Below are 15,656 nucleotides of genomic sequence, written 5' to 3' on the forward strand. Positions count from 1 at the left end.
GCGAACGGCTGCGCCTTTCGAGGCTGCAGCTGATCACTAGTGTGAGTAAGCGTAACCGCGATGCCGATCGGGCTTCGCGGCATGATGCGTCTGGAAATCGCTGCAACTGAAATGATCGTACTTGCCATCGACACATCAGGGTCCGGCTGTTCCGCTGCCATCTATGACAGTGGTTCGTCGGCAGTTCTCGGGCAATCCGGTGCCGACATCGGCCGTGGCCATGCCGAAAGGCTGATGGAGTTCGTCGACGAGGCGCTCGTCGCAGCCGATCGCCCGATCGGCGATATCGACCGCATCGCCGTCACCATCGGCCCGGGATCGTTCACCGGTATCCGTGTCGGGGTCGCGACGGCGCGCGGACTGGCGCTTGCGCTTGGCAAGCCCGCGGTCGGCATTTCCTCCCTTCACGTTATCGCAGAAGAAGCCCGTTCCGCGGCGCCGGGCAAATCGGTGCTGGTCGCGATCGACGCCAAGCGCGACGAGGTCTATGTCCAGGCCTACGATGCCGCAGGCCATGCCGTCACGGAGCCGGAAGCGCTGTCGGTCACGGTTGCCCGCGACCGCTTTGCCGGTTTCGAGGGATGCGTGGCCGGTTCGGGCGCCGAACTGCTCGCCTCTCTGACGCCGGTCAAGACCCCGGATCTCGTCGATATCGCAGTCGTTGCGCGGCTCGGTGTTATTGCTGATCCAGCCTCGGCCAAGCCGAAGCCGCTATATCTTCGTGGGCCCGACGCCAAGCCGCAAGCGGGCTTTGCCGTTGCCCGAGCCTAGACACAGATGAACTTCACCGATTACTTCACGCGCCGTGCCGAATTCGACATCTTCCCGCTGGAAGAGCCGGATCTCATCGCCGCCGCCGGCCTGCATCGCCAGCGCTTCGCGGCGCCTTGGAGCGATGGCGAAATCCACGCCTTGCTGGTCCAGGACACGGTGTTCGGCTTTGTCGCTCGCCAGACCAACGGCTCGCTCCGGCCTGCCTTCGGCGGCTTCGTTCTGTCGCGTGCGGTGGCCGGCGAGGCCGAAATCCTGACCATCGGCGTCGATCCGCGCTATGCCCGTTCCGGCCTCGGCTGGCGGCTGATGCAGGCGGCGATGCGCGAAGCTTCGGTCAAGGGATCGGACACGCTGTTCCTCGAAGTGGACGAGACCAATCAGGCCGCGATCGGGCTTTACCGTAAGCTCGGCTTCCTCAAGGTCGGCGAACGCCGCGCCTATTACCAGGACAAGACAGGACAGCGCACCGCTGCGCTTGTCATGCGGCTCGATCTTCGCTAGTGCGAACCGGATTGGTTCGGCACGCCCCGGATGAACCGGGGCTTCGCGCAACCATGCGGAGTGGCGCGTGAACGGCGCAGGAAATCCTTTTCGATGATCAATTGGCTGCGGATCATTTTGTTCGCGCTGGTGCTGGCGTTGGCCTCGCTCGTGCTGATGCCGATCCAGATCGTCTGCCTTTGGCTCGATCTGAAGCCGCGCCGCCTGTTGCCGCGCTACTGGCACCGCATGGCCTGTTATCTGCTCGGCATCAAGGTGCGCGTCCATGGCATGCCCGAACGCCGCCGGCCGCTGCTTCTGTGCGCCAACCACGCCTCGTGGAAAGATATCCTGGTGTTGTCTTCGGTTGCCGACGTCGTCTTCGTCGCCAAGTCCGAGGTCAAGCAATGGCCGGTCTTCGGCATTCTCGCGCGGTTGCAGGCATCGATCTTCGTCGTGCGCGAGCAAAAGCGGTCGACCGGAAAGCAGGTCAGCGAGATCGGCCAGCGGCTCGCTTGCGGCGAGATCGTCGTGCTTTTCCCGGAAGGCACGACCTCCGACGGCAACCGCCTGCTCGAAATCAAGACGTCGCTGTTCGGCGCAGCCGCTTCTGCTGTGCCGCATTCACCGACCGGCATGGTCCACGTTCAGCCGGTCGCCATATCCTATACGGGCATTCACGGAATGCCGATGGGGCGCTTCAACAGGCCGATCGCCGCCTGGCCCGGTGATACCGGCTTGGTGCCGCATCTGCTCGGTATCCTGCGCGAAGGGGCGATCGAGGTGGATGTCGATTTCGGCGAGGCCGTCGACTACGACCACCACACCAACCGCAAGGAAGTCAGCCGCGTGATCGAGCAGCGCATCCGCTCGATGCTGTCGGACCGCCTGCGCGGACGGGCCTGACGCTGGTGGCCACGTGAATGCCGGCAGGCAAAAATACTTCAATTCTGACCCGCTTTGCACTAAAGAACCGGCATGACCCAGGAAACAGCTCTTCTGACGACGCCCGCAACGGGCGACGAACGCACGCCGGCCCGCAAGGTTTTCGTCAAGACCTACGGCTGTCAGATGAATGTCTACGATTCCGACCGCATGTCGGATGCGTTGACGCGTGACGGCTATGTCTCGACGGATGTGCTTGAGGATGCCGACTTCGTCCTGCTCAACACCTGTCACATCCGCGAGAAGGCGGCAGAGAAGGTCTATTCCGAACTCGGTCGCCTGCGCGATCTGAAGAAGGCGAAGGCGCTCGAGGGCCGGGAGATGGTGATCGGCGTTGCTGGCTGCGTTGCCCAGGCCGAAGGCAACGAGATCCTGCGCCGCGCGCCGGCGGTCGACCTCGTCATCGGGCCGACCACCTATCACCGTCTGCCGGAAGCGCTGAAGCGTGCGCGCAACGGCGAGCGCGTCGTCCAGACCGACTACGCCGTCGAGGACAAGTTCGAGCATCTGCCGGCACCCGACAAGGCCAGGACCCGCGCGCGCGGCGTCACAGCGTTCCTGACGGTGCAGGAAGGCTGCGACAAGTTCTGCACTTTCTGCGTCGTTCCCTATACCCGCGGATCGGAGGTCTCCCGTCCCGTCGCCCAGATCGTCTCGGAAGCGGAAAAGCTGGTCGAAGCCGGTGTGCGCGAGATCACCTTGCTCGGCCAGAACGTCAACGCCTGGCATGGGCTCGGCCCCGACGGCCGCGAATGGGGCCTCGGCGATCTGCTGCAATGTCTTGGCGACATCGAGGGGCTGGCGCGGCTGCGTTACACCACCAGCCACCCCCGCGACATGGACGACAGCCTGATCGAGGCGCATCGATCGATGCCGAAGCTGATGCCCTATCTGCACCTGCCGGTCCAGGCAGGCTCCGACCGCATCCTCAAGGCGATGAACAGGCGGCATACGGCGGCCGAGTATCTGGCGCTGATCGCGCGCATCCGCGCGGTGCAGCCGGACCTCGCCTTGTCGGGTGATTTCATCGTCGGCTTCCCCGGCGAGACCGACGAAGACTTCGAAGCGACCATAAGGCTGGTCGAGGCCGTGGGTTATGCACAGGCATTTTCGTTCAAATATTCGACCCGTCCCGGCACGCCCGGCGCCGACCTCGAGGATCAGGTTCCGGAGGACGTAAAAGCCAAGCGTCTGGAAAGATTGCAGGCTTTGCTGATTTCGCAGCAGCGCGCCTTTGCCGAATCCTGTGTCGGACGCGAAATCGACCTGCTTTTGGAGAAGCCGGGCCGCATGCCCGGGCAACTCGTCGGCCGGTCCCCCTGGCTGCAGCCCGTGAATGTTGATGCAAAAGCATCGCAAATCGGTGACATTATCAAGGTGCGAATCATCAAGGCGGGACCGAACAGTCTGTTTGCCGAGATGATCGGGTAAGGACCAAACACAGGAGCCTGAACCGCTTGAACGGACACGAACTGATCTCTTCATCATCGCGCCAGTCGAAAACAACTGCGACAGACGCCAATCACTTCGTGCTCACATTCGAGAACAACCGGTTCGCCAGCGAACTCTTCGGGCAGTTCGATCAGAATCTGAAGCTCCTCGAGGAGCGCCTCCGGATCGAAGCGCACCCGCGCGGCAATTCCGTTGCGATCTCAGGTGATGTCGTTGCCACCAATCAGGCGCGCCGCGCACTCGATTTTCTCTATGGACGGTTGCAGAGTGGCGGATCGATCGATACGTCGGATGTGGAAGGCGCGATCCGCATGGCGGTCGCTGCCGACGACCAGCTGCAATTGCCGACCATGGAGAAAAAAGCCAAATTGACGATGGCGCAGATTTCAACGCGCAAGAAGACGATCGTCGCCCGCACGCCGACGCAGGATGCCTATATCCGCGCGCTGGAGCGTTCCGAGCTCGTCTTCGGCGTCGGTCCGGCCGGTACCGGCAAGACCTACCTCGCGGTTGCCCATGCGGCGCAGCTTCTTGAGCGTGGTGCCGTCGACCGCATCGTGCTTTCCCGTCCGGCCGTCGAAGCCGGCGAACGCCTCGGCTTTCTGCCGGGCGACATGAAGGAGAAGGTCGACCCCTATCTCAGGCCGCTCTACGATGCGCTCTATGACATGATGCCGGGCGACAAGGTGGAGCGTGCCATCACGGCAGGCGTCATCGAAATCGCACCCCTGGCCTTCATGCGCGGTCGCACGCTTGCCAATGCCGCCGTCATTCTCGACGAGGCCCAGAACACCACATCGATGCAGATGAAGATGTTCCTGACCCGTCTCGGCGAAAACGGCCGGATGATCGTGACCGGTGACCCGAGCCAGGTCGACCTGCCGCGCGGCGTCAAATCGGGTCTGGTCGAGGCCTTGCAGATCCTGCGCGGCGTCGAGGGTGTCTCGGTCGTCCGGTTCAAGGACGTCGACGTCGTGCGCCATCCGATGGTGGCACGCATCGTCCGGGCCTACGAGGCCCAGACCGCCGTGCACGATGAAAGCGAGCAGAGCGACCGCTGATCGGCGGTCGTTGCGATCATGACTGCATTGGATATCCAGATCAGCGTCGAGGAGGGCAATTGGCCCGACGAAGAGACGCTTCTCGCCTTTTCGTCGCCGGTGCTCGAGGCGGCCGCAGCCTTCCTGACTGCGGAAGAGGGCCAGCCGTTCCCGAAGATGCCGCCCGAGCTGTCGCTGGTTTTCACCGACGACGCTTCCATTCGCATGATCAATGCCGAATGGCGCAGCCAGGACAAGCCGACCAACGTGCTTTCCTTCCCGGCGTTTCCGCTGACGCCCGGCAAGATGCCGGGGCCGATGCTCGGCGACATCATCGTTGCGCGCGAAACCCTCGAGCGCGAAGCTGAGGGTCTGGAGAAGACGTTCGATGCGCATCTGACGCATCTTCTCGTGCATGGATTCCTGCATCTTTTCGGTTATGATCATATGGTAGATGATGAAGCCGAAAGAATGGAAAGCCTGGAGACTCGCATTTTGGCGCGTCTTGGCTTATCTGATCCTTACGGGGACCGATCCCCGGATTAACAGTTTGGACCAATGAGCGACTTTAAAACACAGCCCGTCGCAATGGCGACCGAGGAGGCCGATGCCTCCGGAGAGGCGGAGGCGGGCAGTAGTAGCACCGCCACTCGACAAGAGGGCACCAAATCCACATCGTCCTTCTGGAGCCGGGCCGCGCGCATTTTGCGTGGTGCCAATCCTTCGAGCCTCCGCGAGGACCTTGCCGACGCACTGCTGACGGACGCCGACAGCAACACGGCATTTTCGCCCGAAGAGCGGGCGATGCTCAACAACATCCTGCGCTTCCGCGAAGTCCGCGTCGAAGACGTGATGGTCCCGCGCGCCGATATCGAAGCCGTCGACCAGAGCATCACCATTGGCGAATTGATGGTGATCTTCGAGGAATCGGGGCGCTCGCGCATGCCGGTCTACAACGAAGGTCTGGATGATCCGCGCGGCATGATCCACATTCGCGACCTGCTCGCCTATGTGACCAAGCAGGCCCGCAACCGCCGTCGCAACGGCAAGGCTCAGACTACCGCCGCGTCGTCGTCTTCGGCTGAAAAGACACCAAGATCGCCGAAAGCGACCTTCGATCTGTCGCGTGTCGATCTCGGCAAGTCGCTGGAGGAGGTGGGCATAATCCGCCAGCTCCTGTTCGTGCCGCCGTCGATGCTTGCTTCGGACCTGATGCAGCGCATGCAGGCCGCTCGTATCCAGATGGCGCTCGTCATCGACGAATATGGCGGCACCGATGGTCTCGTTTCGCTGGAAGACATCGTCGAGATGGTCGTCGGCGACATCGAGGATGAGCATGACGACGACGAGGTCATGTTCGCCAAGACCTCGGAGGACGTCTTCGTCGCCGATGCCCGCGTCGAGCTGGAGGAGATCGCCGAAGCGATCGGTTCCGATTTCGACGTTCGCGAACAGCTTGAGGATGTCGATACGCTCGGTGGCCTGATCTTCGCGTCGCTGGGGCGGATTCCGGTGCGGGGCGAGGTGGTGCAGGCACTGCCAGGCTTTGAGTTCCAAATCCTCGACGCCGATCCTCGCCGCGTCAAGCGGGTGCGGATCATGCGCAAGCGTCCGCCGGCCCGTCGTCGCATCGTGCGATCCGAAGGCGAGTTGGCACAGGAACAGGCGCCCGCCAATCGCGGCAACGGTACCGAGCCGCAACAGGCCGCCGCCGGAGAGCAATAGGCTTTTCCCCACATTGTTTTCTCAGCGAAGCTCGGTCTCGACCTTCGCTGAGAACGGCCACCGATCCTCGATCGGTGGCGTCCCTTTTGCGCGTCAAATTCGACGCGTGGTGCTGCAAAGGGGACAAGCAGCCACTTTTTTGGAACACTGCCGGCAACTGATTCGGTTGTTCTTCCCGCGCAGCGTCGTGTTTCGCGGCCTGCGCCAACAGGAGGCTGCATGGAAAGACTGGCTGGCAGGATCATGCTTCTGTCGGGCGCCCCCCGGCTATTGCTCGCGTTTGCCGCGGGCCTCCTGGCTGTTCTGACACAGCCGCCGTTCGGCATCTTTGCGGCTGCCTTCCTCTCCTTTCCTGTTCTCGTTTGGCTGCTCGACGGCGCGACCGGCCATCCGGACGGCGGCGTAATCCGGCGGCTCTGGCCGGCAGTCTGCATCGGCTGGGCGTTCGGTTTCGGCTATTTCCTCGGCGGGCTCTGGTGGCTTGGTAACGCACTGTTGGTGGAGGCGGACAGCTTCGCCTGGGCATTGCCGCTGGCAGTCGTAGGGCTTCCGGCGTGCCTTGCCCTGTTCTACGCGCTCGCGGCCCTGATTGCCCGCATCCTCTGGTCGGATGGCGTGGGCCGGATCGCAGCACTGGCGCTGGGTTTTGGCTTGGCTGAATGGTTGCGCTCGTTCATCTTTACCGGCTTTCCCTGGAATGCGATCGGCTATGCGGCGATGCCGATGCCGTTGATGATGCAGTCGGCAAGTGTCCTGAACCTCGCAACCATCAACATGCTGGCGGTTTTCGTCTTTGCGGCGCCGGCCCTTATCGCGACCGGCAAGGGCAGCCGTATTGGTCTCAGCCTTGCTGTGGCGCTTTTCGCGGCCCATACCGGCTTCGGCTTTTATCGGCTTGCGCTGCCGGCGCCCGGCGGACCGGATCAGCCGCTTGCCGTTCGCCTCGTTCAGCCGGTGATCGATCAGGCAAAGAAACTCGATGATAGCGAGCGCGGCGCCATCTTCGAGGAGCATTTGGCTTTGACCACGGCACCAGCCGAAGGTGAAACCAAGAAGCCCGATATCGTCGTCTGGCCGGAAACCTCGATCCCGTTCATCCTCACCGACAGTCCCGATGCGCTTGCGCGCATTGCCGAAGTGCTCGATGACGGGCAGATCCTCATTGCCGGCGCGGTGCGAGCGGAAGATGCCGGCGCCGGCCTGCCGCCGCGCTATTACAACTCGATCTACGTCATCGACGAACGCGGGCAGATCATGAGTGCTGCCGACAAGGTGCACCTCGTTCCCTTTGGTGAATATCTGCCGTTCGAGGACATGCTCTCGTCCTGGGGCCTAAGCTCGGTCGCGGCCGCCCTGCCGGGTGGTTTCTCGGCCGCCAAGACCCGGTCGCTACTGACCTTGCCCGGCGGGCGCACGTTCTACCCGCTCATCTGTTATGAGGCGATTTTCCCCGACGAGATCGGCACTGATGCGCGCGGCGCCGACGCGCTGCTCAACATCACCAATGATGCCTGGTTCGGCGACACGCCGGGCCCCCGTCAGCACTTCCATCAGGCGCAGTTGCGTGCAGTGGAAACGGGATTACCCCTTATCCGTGCAGCCAATAATGGTATATCAGCGATTGTTGATGCACGTGGGGTTTTAGTGGTAGGATTGGCCTACAATTATAGGGGAGTGATCGACACAATTCTGCCGGGAAGGCTTCCTACGCCCACGAATGAGGTCATTCGTAGCCGCATTTTCGGGTTGTGCGCAATCTTCCTCCTGCTGGTTGCAGCCTTCTCGCGTGTTAGTTTTAATATTAGGAAGAATTGACCTAAAACCCCTAAAATTGCATAGTGGACCGGACCATCGGTTTCTGCTGTGGCGACTCGTTTGTCTTCACCGTTGCGGTTGCAGCGGTGTGCGGTGTCCCCACGCCAGTCCGTGGATGATCGAAACAGCGTGTTTAGGAACGCAGATATGATGGAAAATAAAAAGAAGCCGAACCCGATCGACATTCACGTCGGTAGCCGGATTCGCCTTCGCCGCACGATGCTTGGCATGAGCCAGGAAAAACTGGGCGAAAGCCTGGGGATCACCTTTCAGCAGATCCAGAAGTACGAAAAAGGCACGAACCGCGTTGGTGCCAGCCGGTTGCAGAACATTTCCAGCATCCTGAACGTCCCCGTTTCCTTCTTCTTCGAAGACGCTCCCGGTGAAAACACCAGCGCTTCCGGCTTGGCCGAAGCCTCCAGCTCGAACTACGTTGTCGACTTCCTCTCTTCCTCGGAAGGCCTTCAGCTCAATCGCGCGTTCGTCAAGATCAACGATCCCAAGGTGCGTCGCAAGCTTGTCGACCTCGTCAAGGCTCTGGCTGCGGAAGCAGAAAGCGAATAGTCCCGAAACCCATCGGGATTGGAAAACAAAGCGGCCATTTGTGCCGCTTTTTTCTTGTCCGCCGTTTCCCTCTGATATCGGAAGTGATTGGCTCCGATGTCGATATAAAGATATATTTATGTCGTTGTTCGCTTGTTTTTCGGTCGCAAAACCACTAACACGATGCCAGCGCTTATCTTCTTGAGGGGAATTCCCGCATGCGTGCAAACTACCTGTTCACGAGTGAATCCGTAGCCGAAGGCCACCCGGACAAAGTATGTGACCGTATCTCCGACGAGATCGTCGATCTGGTCTACCGCGAAGCTGCCAAGACCGGTGTCGATCCCTGGGGCGTACGCATTGCCTGCGAAACGCTGGCAACGACGAACCGCGTTGTGATCGCCGGCGAAGTCCGCCTGCCGCCGAGCCTTCTGAAGAAGGACAAGAACGGCAACGACGTCATCAACCCCTCGAAGTTCAAGTCTGCCGCACGTAAGGCGATCCGCGACATCGGCTACGAGCAGGACGGTTTCCACTGGAAAACGGCCAAGATCGACGTGCTCCTGCACTTCCAGTCCGCACACATTGCCCAGGGCGTCGACAGCGCGTCCGACAAGCAGGGTGAAGAGGGTGCTGGCGACCAGGGCATCATGTTCGGTTACGCCTGCCGCGAGACCTCGGAACTGATGCCGGCGCCGCTCTATTATTCGCACCGCATCCTGCATCTGCTCGCAGCCGCCCGCAAGAAGGGCGACGGCGAAGTCGCCAAGCTCGGCCCGGATGCCAAGAGCCAGGTCACCGTTCGCTACATCGACGGCAAGCCGGCGGAAGTCGTCTCGATCGTTCTGTCCACCCAGCATCTCGATGAGAGCTGGGATTCGACCAAGGTTCGTGCGGTCGTCGAACCCTATATCCGCGAAGCGCTTGACGATCTGAAGATCGCCAGCGATTGCACCTGGTACATCAACCCGACCGGAAAGTTCGTCATCGGCGGCCCGGATGGGGATGCCGGCCTGACGGGTCGCAAAATCATCGTCGATACCTATGGCGGCGCAGCTCCGCATGGCGGCGGCGCCTTCTCGGGCAAGGACACGACCAAGGTCGACCGTTCGGCTGCCTATGCAGCCCGCTACCTCGCCAAGAACGTCGTTGCTGCCGGCCTCTCCGATCGTTGCACGATCCAACTTTCCTACGCCATCGGCGTTGCCCAGCCGCTCTCGGTCTATGTCGACCTGCACGGCACTGGCAAGGTCTCCGAGGACCAGGTGGAAAGCGCGATCCGCAAGACGATGGACTTGTCGCCGACCGGCATTCGCCGTCATCTCGACCTCAACAAGCCGATCTACGCCAAGACCGCTGCCTATGGCCACTTTGGTCGCAAGGCCGGCCGTGACGGCTCGTTCTCCTGGGAGAAGCTTGATCTGGTCAAGCCGCTCAAGGAAGCCATCGGGGCTTGACGCTTCGACATTTGCCGGACACAGAACGTCCGGCCGCTAAAGATAAAGGCGGATGCCCCCGAAAGGGGTGTCCGCCTTGCTCGTTGAAGGAAGATTGTCATGACTGAACCGCGCCGCAGCCGCGCCACGGAAGCCTTCTTCGGACGCCGCAAGGGCAAGCCCTTGCGCGAGCGCCAGGCGGCACACCTCGAAACCATTCTACCGAAGCTGAAGCTCGATCTCGGCACTGCCGCGCCGCAGGACATGAAGTCGCTCTTTCCCGAGCCGGTCGATCGCGTCCGTATGGAAATTGGTTTTGGCGGCGGCGAGCATCTGATCCACCGCGCGGCCGAGACCCCCTCGACCGGTTTCATCGGCGTCGAACCCTTCGTCAATTCGATGGCGAAGCTGATCGGGCAGATCGAGGAGAAGGGTGTCTCCAACATTCGTCTCTACAATGACGACGCCACGCAGGTGCTCGATTGGATGCCGGACGCCTGCGTCGACCAGGTTGACCTGCTCTATCCTGACCCCTGGCCGAAGCGCAAGCATTGGAAGCGTCGTTTCGTCTCCAGCGTCAATCTCGACCGCTTCGCACGGGTGCTGAAGCCCGGCGGCCTCTTCTGCTTCGCATCCGATATCGACACCTACGTCAACTGGACGCTGCTGCATTGCCGCGACCATGCCGCCTTCGAATGGACGGCCGAACAGGCATCGGATTGGTTGACGCCGTTTGAGGGCTGGCCGAGCACGCGCTACGAGGCCAAGGCGCGCAGGGAAGGGCGGAGTTCCGCCTATCTTACCTTCCGTCGCGTTTAAGCGGCGGTCTACGCACAGCATATTAAGGACACTCGAAGCGTTGCAGCAGCTTCTGTTGCGCGCCAGATTTGACGCGCAGCGCCTTGACGTTCCAGCGGCGAGCTTCGCCGCAGCTGACGATCAATGCAGGCTGACGGTCTTCAGATCGTCTTCTGCAGCCTTGTAGAAGGTGCTGGAGCGGTTGTCGGTCAAAAGGATCGGCGTGCCGTCCGCACCGAACAGGGCCCACAGATCGATGCCCGGTCCCATTTCAGGCGCTTCCGGGAAGCAGCGGGAAACCTCTTCCGAACGCATCTTTCTGATATAGCCGACTTCGCCCTCTCCCAGATGTGCGAGGTCGTTTTTTGACAATGACGAGGTGATGGCTTTCAGTCCCATGGTGGTACTCCGTGGTCGCCGGCCAGGGGAAAATCCCGCCGGTTATCCTACTCTGGGACTGAAATGTTAATTTTCTTTACCATACGCACCGGTTCCGGACGAACGAGATCGACCGAGAGCAGGCCGTTGCGCAATTCCGCGCCAAGCACCTTCATGCCGTCGGCAAGCACGAATGTGCGTTGGAACTGCCGGGCGGCAATGCCGCGGTGCAGGTAATCGCGATCGCCGGTGTCGATCTGACGGCCGCGAATGACGAGCTGGTTTTCCTCGGTCGTGACGTCGAGATCTTCTTCGGAAAAGCCGGCGACGGCGAGCGTGATGCGCAATCGCTCTGGCGCATCGACCGAATCGTCGCCGCGGATGCGCTCGATATTGTAGGGCGGGTAGCCGTCATTTCCCTTGGCGATACGCTCAAGGGTCTTTTCCATTGTGTCGAAACCCAGCAGGAGTGGGCTCGTGAAAGGCGTAATTCTGCTCATTCCCAAGTCCTTGTAAGATCAAGCGACCATTCTGCGGACCTGCCAAGCAGCATCCCCTTCCAATATGGTAGCTGTGCGCAATGAGCGCAAGCCGCTTGCCTCCGGCGTGCACGCAAATCATAGTCCGCAGCGCGAGAATCCGAAGGAGGAACACAAGCGTGCCTGTGCCGAGAAAAATAATCATAGACACTGATCCCGGGCAGGACGATGCCGCCGCCATCATGCTCGCTTTCGGCAGTCCGGAAGAAATCGATATCCTGGGGATCACGACGGTCGCCGGCAACGTTCCTCTGGCCATGACCGCGCGCAATGCCCGCATCATCTGCGAACTGTGCGACAGGACCAAAGTCAAGGTCTTCGCCGGCGCCGACCGGCCGATCGCCCGTCCGCTCGTCACTGCCGAGCATGTGCACGGCAAGACCGGTCTCGACGGACCTGTTCTCGACGAGCCGAAGATGGCGCTTCAGGCCCAGCATGGCGTCGACTTCATCATCGACACGTTGCGCGCTGAAGCACCTGGCACGGTCACGCTCTGCACGCTCGGTCCGCTGACCAACGTCGCGCTTGCCCTTCAGAAGGCGCCGGACATTGCACCGCGGGTGCGCGAACTGGTGATGATGGGCGGCGGCTTCTTTGAGGGTGGCAACATCACGCCGGCGGCCGAATTCAACATCTATGTCGATCCGGAAGCGGCCGACATCGTCTTCCGTTCGGGTATTCCGATCGTGATGATGCCGCTCGACGTCACCCACCGGGTGCTGACGCACAAGGCGCGCGTGGCGAAGATCCGTGAGATCGGCAGCGCACCGGCGATCGCCATGGCGGAAATGCTGGAATTCTTCGAGCGGTTCGACATCGAAAAGTACGGCACCGACGGCGGCCCGCTGCATGATCCGACCGTCATCGCCTACCTCCTGCGGCCGGAGCTTTTCACCGGTCGTGACTGCAATGTCGAGATCGAAGTTCAGTCGCCGCTGACATCAGGCATGACCGTGGTCGACTGGTGGCAGGTCACGGGCCGCACGCACAATGCCAAGGTCATGCGTCATATCGACGATCAGGGTTTCTTCGACCTGTTGACAGAGCGGCTGGCGCGCATCTGATCGCCGCGAGCCAAAACCACAAAAGAAAACGCCGCCCCGAGAGGCGCCGTTTTTTTGCTTTATCGATTACTGGATCAGAACTCTTCCCAATTGTCCTGTGCCAACGCGTTGGCGCCGGACGTCTGTGTCAGGACGCGTTGGGTCGATGGCGTATAGCCGGCGCGCGCGGCACTCGGTGCCGGACGGGTGTCGCGGGCATAGGTAGGAGCCGGTGCGGGTGCCGGGCGTTCGGCCGAGCGCATGCGCTCGGCCGTACCGCGCAACATCTCCGTCGAGTTCGGCTGGGCTGCCGTCGTTCCCGAGCGCTGAGCGACGCGGAAGCGGGCGACCAGCGTGCTCAGCGAGCGTGCTTCCTCGTTGAGCGCCATGCCGGCGGCAGTGGTTTCTTCGACCATCGCGGCGTTCTGCTGGGTCACCTGGTCCATCTGGTTGACGGCCGAGTTGATCTCCTTGAGGCCGACGGCCTGTTCGGAAGCCGAACTCGAGATCTGGCGGATGAGGCCGTTGATCTGCACCACCTGTTCGGCGATCTTTTCGAGCGCGCCGCCGGCGCGACCGACGAGGTCGACGCCTTCGCGCACCTGGCCCGCCGAGGTGTTGATCAGCGTCTTGATCTCCTTGGCAGCGTTTGCCGAGCGTTGGGCAAGCTCGCGGACTTCCTGGGCGACGACGGCGAAGCCCTTGCCGGCGTCACCGGCGCGCGCGGCTTCGACGCCGGCGTTGAGCGCCAGCAGGTTGGTCTGGAAGGCGATCTCGTCGATGACGCCGATGATGCGGCTGACCTCGTGCGACGACTGCTCGATGCCCTTCATCGCGGCAATCGCCTTCTGCACCACTTCGCCGGACTGTCCGGCATCGCTGCTGGCCACGTCCACCGACTTGGCGGCGACCTTGGCGTTCTCGGCGCTGGCGTTGACCTGCGAGGTCAGCTCGTCGAGAGCTGCCGCCGTCTCTTCCAGGCTTGCCGCCTGCTGTTCGGTGCGGTGCGACAGATCGTTGGCGGCGCTGCTGATCTCGCTGGTGCCGTTGCCGATGTTGACGACGGAGTGGTTGACGGTGCGGATCGTCTCTTCGAGGCTGTCCATTGTCGCGTTGAAGTCGCGCTTCAGCTGGGCATATTCACCGGGGAATTCGTCGGTGATGCGGAAGGCGAGATCGCCGGAGGAGAGGTGCGAAAGACCCTTGCCGAGGCGGGCGACGATGTCGCGCTGGAGGGCGCTGGATTCGGCCCGCTCGGTCTCGGAACGGCTACGCTCGTGTTCCGCCTGCTCGCGCTCGTGGCGGGCTTCGCCTTCGAGCCGCTTGGTGTCGGCCAGCTGGTGGCGGAAGCCTTCGAGCGCCTTTGCCACCTGGCCCGTCTCGTCGGAGCGGTCCTGGCCGGTGATCGAATTGCCGTAGTCGCCGTTGCTGAGGTTGCGGACGTCCCTGACGAGGCCTGCAAGCGGCTGCTGGACAAAACCACGGACTGCGAAGTAAAGGCCGAGCAGCACCGCGCCGAGAACGACCAGGCCCCCGATGATCATCATGTAGGTCTGGTCGCGGACCGGCGCGTTGATCGCCGTGCGCGGCACGTCGACGAGCACGATCCAGCTGGTGTTCACACCCGAAACGGCGAAGGGGTAGACAACGCGGTCGAAGGGCTCGTTGCCGTCGTAGGACAGGTTCTTGACGACGCCCGAAGTTCCCGAAGCCAGTGCCTTCTTGACGACCTCGTTGCCTTCGCCGTCATAATCCTTGAGCAAAAGCTCCGGGATCGGCGCGACCAGCCACTTGCCGGTCTGGGACAGCAGGTAGACGCGGCCGGTTTCGAACGGCTTCAGCTTGGAGAGGCCGTCCGCCAGCGAAGCGAGCGAGATGTCGACGCCAGAAACGCCGATCAGCTTGCCGTTGGACGTGACCGGATAGGCGATCGAGCTCATCGCAGTCGGGACATCGGTGTCCTGCGCGGTATAGGGCGGGGTGATTGCGCCCTTGCCGCTCTTTGCCGCAAGGCTGTACCATTCCGCCGCGTAGTCCGCGCGGAAGGTCGAGAACTGGATCTCGTTTTCGCGGTTTTTCGACCAGTAGGGCGCAAAGATGCCTTCCTCGTTGGCACCCAGCTCCTTGTTGTTGGCCACGTCCTCCTTGCGGCCGTCAAAGGCCTTGGGCTCTTCGGCAAACCAGCTGCCGAAGGCGAATGGGTTCTGTTCGAGATTGGCCCTGAGGATGTTGATTACACCGGCGCGTTCCATCGATTTTTCCGCGTGGCTGCGTCCAAGGATGCCGGCCATCGAGCGCGAAGCGCTTGCCAGTTCGCCGATGCCGCCGGCGATATCAGAAGCGATGGCTTTCGCTTCGCCGGTTGCCTGGTCGAGCACCAGCGTTTCGACGCGCTCCTGTGTCTGGGAGATGAGAACGAAGTTCGAGGCGAGCAACACGAGCGCGATCGTGCCGCCTGTCACCGCGATCAGCTTGGTCGCCAGCGATTTGGCTTGGAACTTGAACATGAAATCCTCACGTGCTGGGAGGTCCGCAGGAGACAACCTGCGGCGAACGCATTTCACAATGTGGGTGAAACTCCATCATGGAGCGCCAGATGCCGACCGGCATTAAGGAGGCTGCCCATTCCTTGGGGAACCGGCTTTCTCATGGTCTTGAATAGCCGAGCAAATCTTAAGATTGGGCCAA

At 61.8% G+C, this 15,656-nt stretch carries 15 protein-coding genes; 12 read left to right on the forward strand and 3 right to left on the reverse strand.

Annotated elements, in window-relative coordinates; genetic code table 11:
* Nucleotides 1-111 precede the first annotated feature (111 nt).
* The 11 genes from tsaB to trmB all read left to right on the forward strand — a co-directional run bounded on the left by tsaB (nucleotide 112) and on the right by trmB (nucleotide 11,029).
* A complete protein-coding gene (gene tsaB, locus ASD52_RS13220) occupies nucleotides 112-771 on the forward strand; it encodes a tRNA (adenosine(37)-N6)-threonylcarbamoyltransferase complex dimerization subunit type 1 TsaB (protein ID WP_025425704.1) in 660 nt (219 codons plus the stop codon).
* A gap of 6 nt (nucleotides 772-777) precedes the next feature.
* Nucleotides 778-1,275 (forward strand): N-acetyltransferase, encoded by a 498-nt coding sequence (locus ASD52_RS13225; RefSeq protein ID WP_025425705.1) that lies wholly within the window; start codon nucleotides 778-780, stop codon nucleotides 1,273-1,275.
* A gap of 93 nt (nucleotides 1,276-1,368) precedes the next feature.
* A complete protein-coding gene (locus tag ASD52_RS13230; protein ID WP_025425706.1) occupies nucleotides 1,369-2,160 on the forward strand; it encodes a lysophospholipid acyltransferase family protein in 792 nt (263 codons plus the stop codon).
* A 72-nt stretch (nucleotides 2,161-2,232) separates the two neighbouring features.
* Complete coding sequence (gene miaB / locus ASD52_RS13235) at nucleotides 2,233-3,630, forward strand: tRNA (N6-isopentenyl adenosine(37)-C2)-methylthiotransferase MiaB (protein WP_025425707.1); 1,398 nt, start codon at nucleotides 2,233-2,235, stop codon at nucleotides 3,628-3,630.
* 26 nt (nucleotides 3,631-3,656) lie between these two features.
* Nucleotides 3,657-4,712 (forward strand): PhoH family protein, encoded by a 1,056-nt coding sequence (locus tag ASD52_RS13240; RefSeq protein WP_025425708.1) that lies wholly within the window; start codon nucleotides 3,657-3,659, stop codon nucleotides 4,710-4,712.
* An 18-nt stretch (nucleotides 4,713-4,730) separates the two neighbouring features.
* Complete coding sequence (gene ybeY / locus ASD52_RS13245) at nucleotides 4,731-5,237, forward strand: rRNA maturation RNase YbeY (protein WP_057224632.1); 507 nt, start codon at nucleotides 4,731-4,733, stop codon at nucleotides 5,235-5,237.
* A gap of 12 nt (nucleotides 5,238-5,249) precedes the next feature.
* On the forward strand, nucleotides 5,250-6,416 hold the full coding sequence (locus ASD52_RS13250) for a hemolysin family protein (RefSeq protein ID WP_025425710.1): 1,167 nt from the start codon (nucleotides 5,250-5,252) through the stop codon (nucleotides 6,414-6,416).
* 219 nt (nucleotides 6,417-6,635) lie between these two features.
* Nucleotides 6,636-8,231, forward strand: a complete 1,596-nt coding sequence (gene lnt, locus ASD52_RS13255) for an apolipoprotein N-acyltransferase (RefSeq protein WP_025425711.1) — start codon at nucleotides 6,636-6,638, stop codon at nucleotides 8,229-8,231.
* Nucleotides 8,232-8,378: 147 nt separating this feature from the next.
* A complete protein-coding gene (locus ASD52_RS13260; protein ID WP_025425712.1) occupies nucleotides 8,379-8,795 on the forward strand; it encodes a helix-turn-helix transcriptional regulator in 417 nt (138 codons plus the stop codon).
* Between the two features lie 197 nt (nucleotides 8,796-8,992).
* Nucleotides 8,993-10,231 (forward strand): methionine adenosyltransferase, encoded by a 1,239-nt coding sequence (metK, locus tag ASD52_RS13265; RefSeq protein WP_025425713.1) that lies wholly within the window; start codon nucleotides 8,993-8,995, stop codon nucleotides 10,229-10,231.
* 99 nt (nucleotides 10,232-10,330) lie between these two features.
* Nucleotides 10,331-11,029, forward strand: a complete 699-nt coding sequence (gene trmB / locus ASD52_RS13270; RefSeq protein WP_025425714.1) for a tRNA (guanosine(46)-N7)-methyltransferase TrmB — start codon at nucleotides 10,331-10,333, stop codon at nucleotides 11,027-11,029.
* A gap of 120 nt (nucleotides 11,030-11,149) precedes the next feature.
* Here the strand turns inward: trmB and ASD52_RS13275 are convergent, their stop codons facing one another.
* Nucleotides 11,150-11,407 carry a DUF1150 family protein gene (locus ASD52_RS13275; RefSeq protein ID WP_025425715.1) on the reverse strand — a complete coding sequence of 86 codons (258 nt, stop codon included), beginning with the start codon at nucleotides 11,405-11,407 and terminating at the stop codon, nucleotides 11,150-11,152.
* Between the two features lie 47 nt (nucleotides 11,408-11,454).
* Entirely contained in the window at nucleotides 11,455-11,886 is a 432-nt protein-coding gene (locus tag ASD52_RS13280; protein WP_025425716.1) for an Hsp20 family protein, read from the reverse strand.
* Nucleotides 11,887-12,044: 158 nt separating this feature from the next.
* Between ASD52_RS13280 and ASD52_RS13285 the strand changes: the two genes are divergently transcribed.
* On the forward strand, nucleotides 12,045-12,989 hold the full coding sequence (locus tag ASD52_RS13285; RefSeq protein ID WP_051509148.1) for a nucleoside hydrolase: 945 nt from the start codon (nucleotides 12,045-12,047) through the stop codon (nucleotides 12,987-12,989).
* Nucleotides 12,990-13,063: 74 nt separating this feature from the next.
* Here the strand turns inward: ASD52_RS13285 and ASD52_RS13290 are convergent, their stop codons facing one another.
* Nucleotides 13,064-15,475 (reverse strand): methyl-accepting chemotaxis protein, encoded by a 2,412-nt coding sequence (locus tag ASD52_RS13290; RefSeq protein WP_057204288.1) that lies wholly within the window; start codon nucleotides 15,473-15,475, stop codon nucleotides 13,064-13,066.
* Nucleotides 15,476-15,656: the final 181 nt, after the last annotated feature.

Source organism: Ensifer sp. Root142, assembly GCF_001426785.1.
Lineage (GTDB): Bacteria > Pseudomonadota > Alphaproteobacteria > Rhizobiales > Rhizobiaceae > Ensifer > Ensifer canadensis.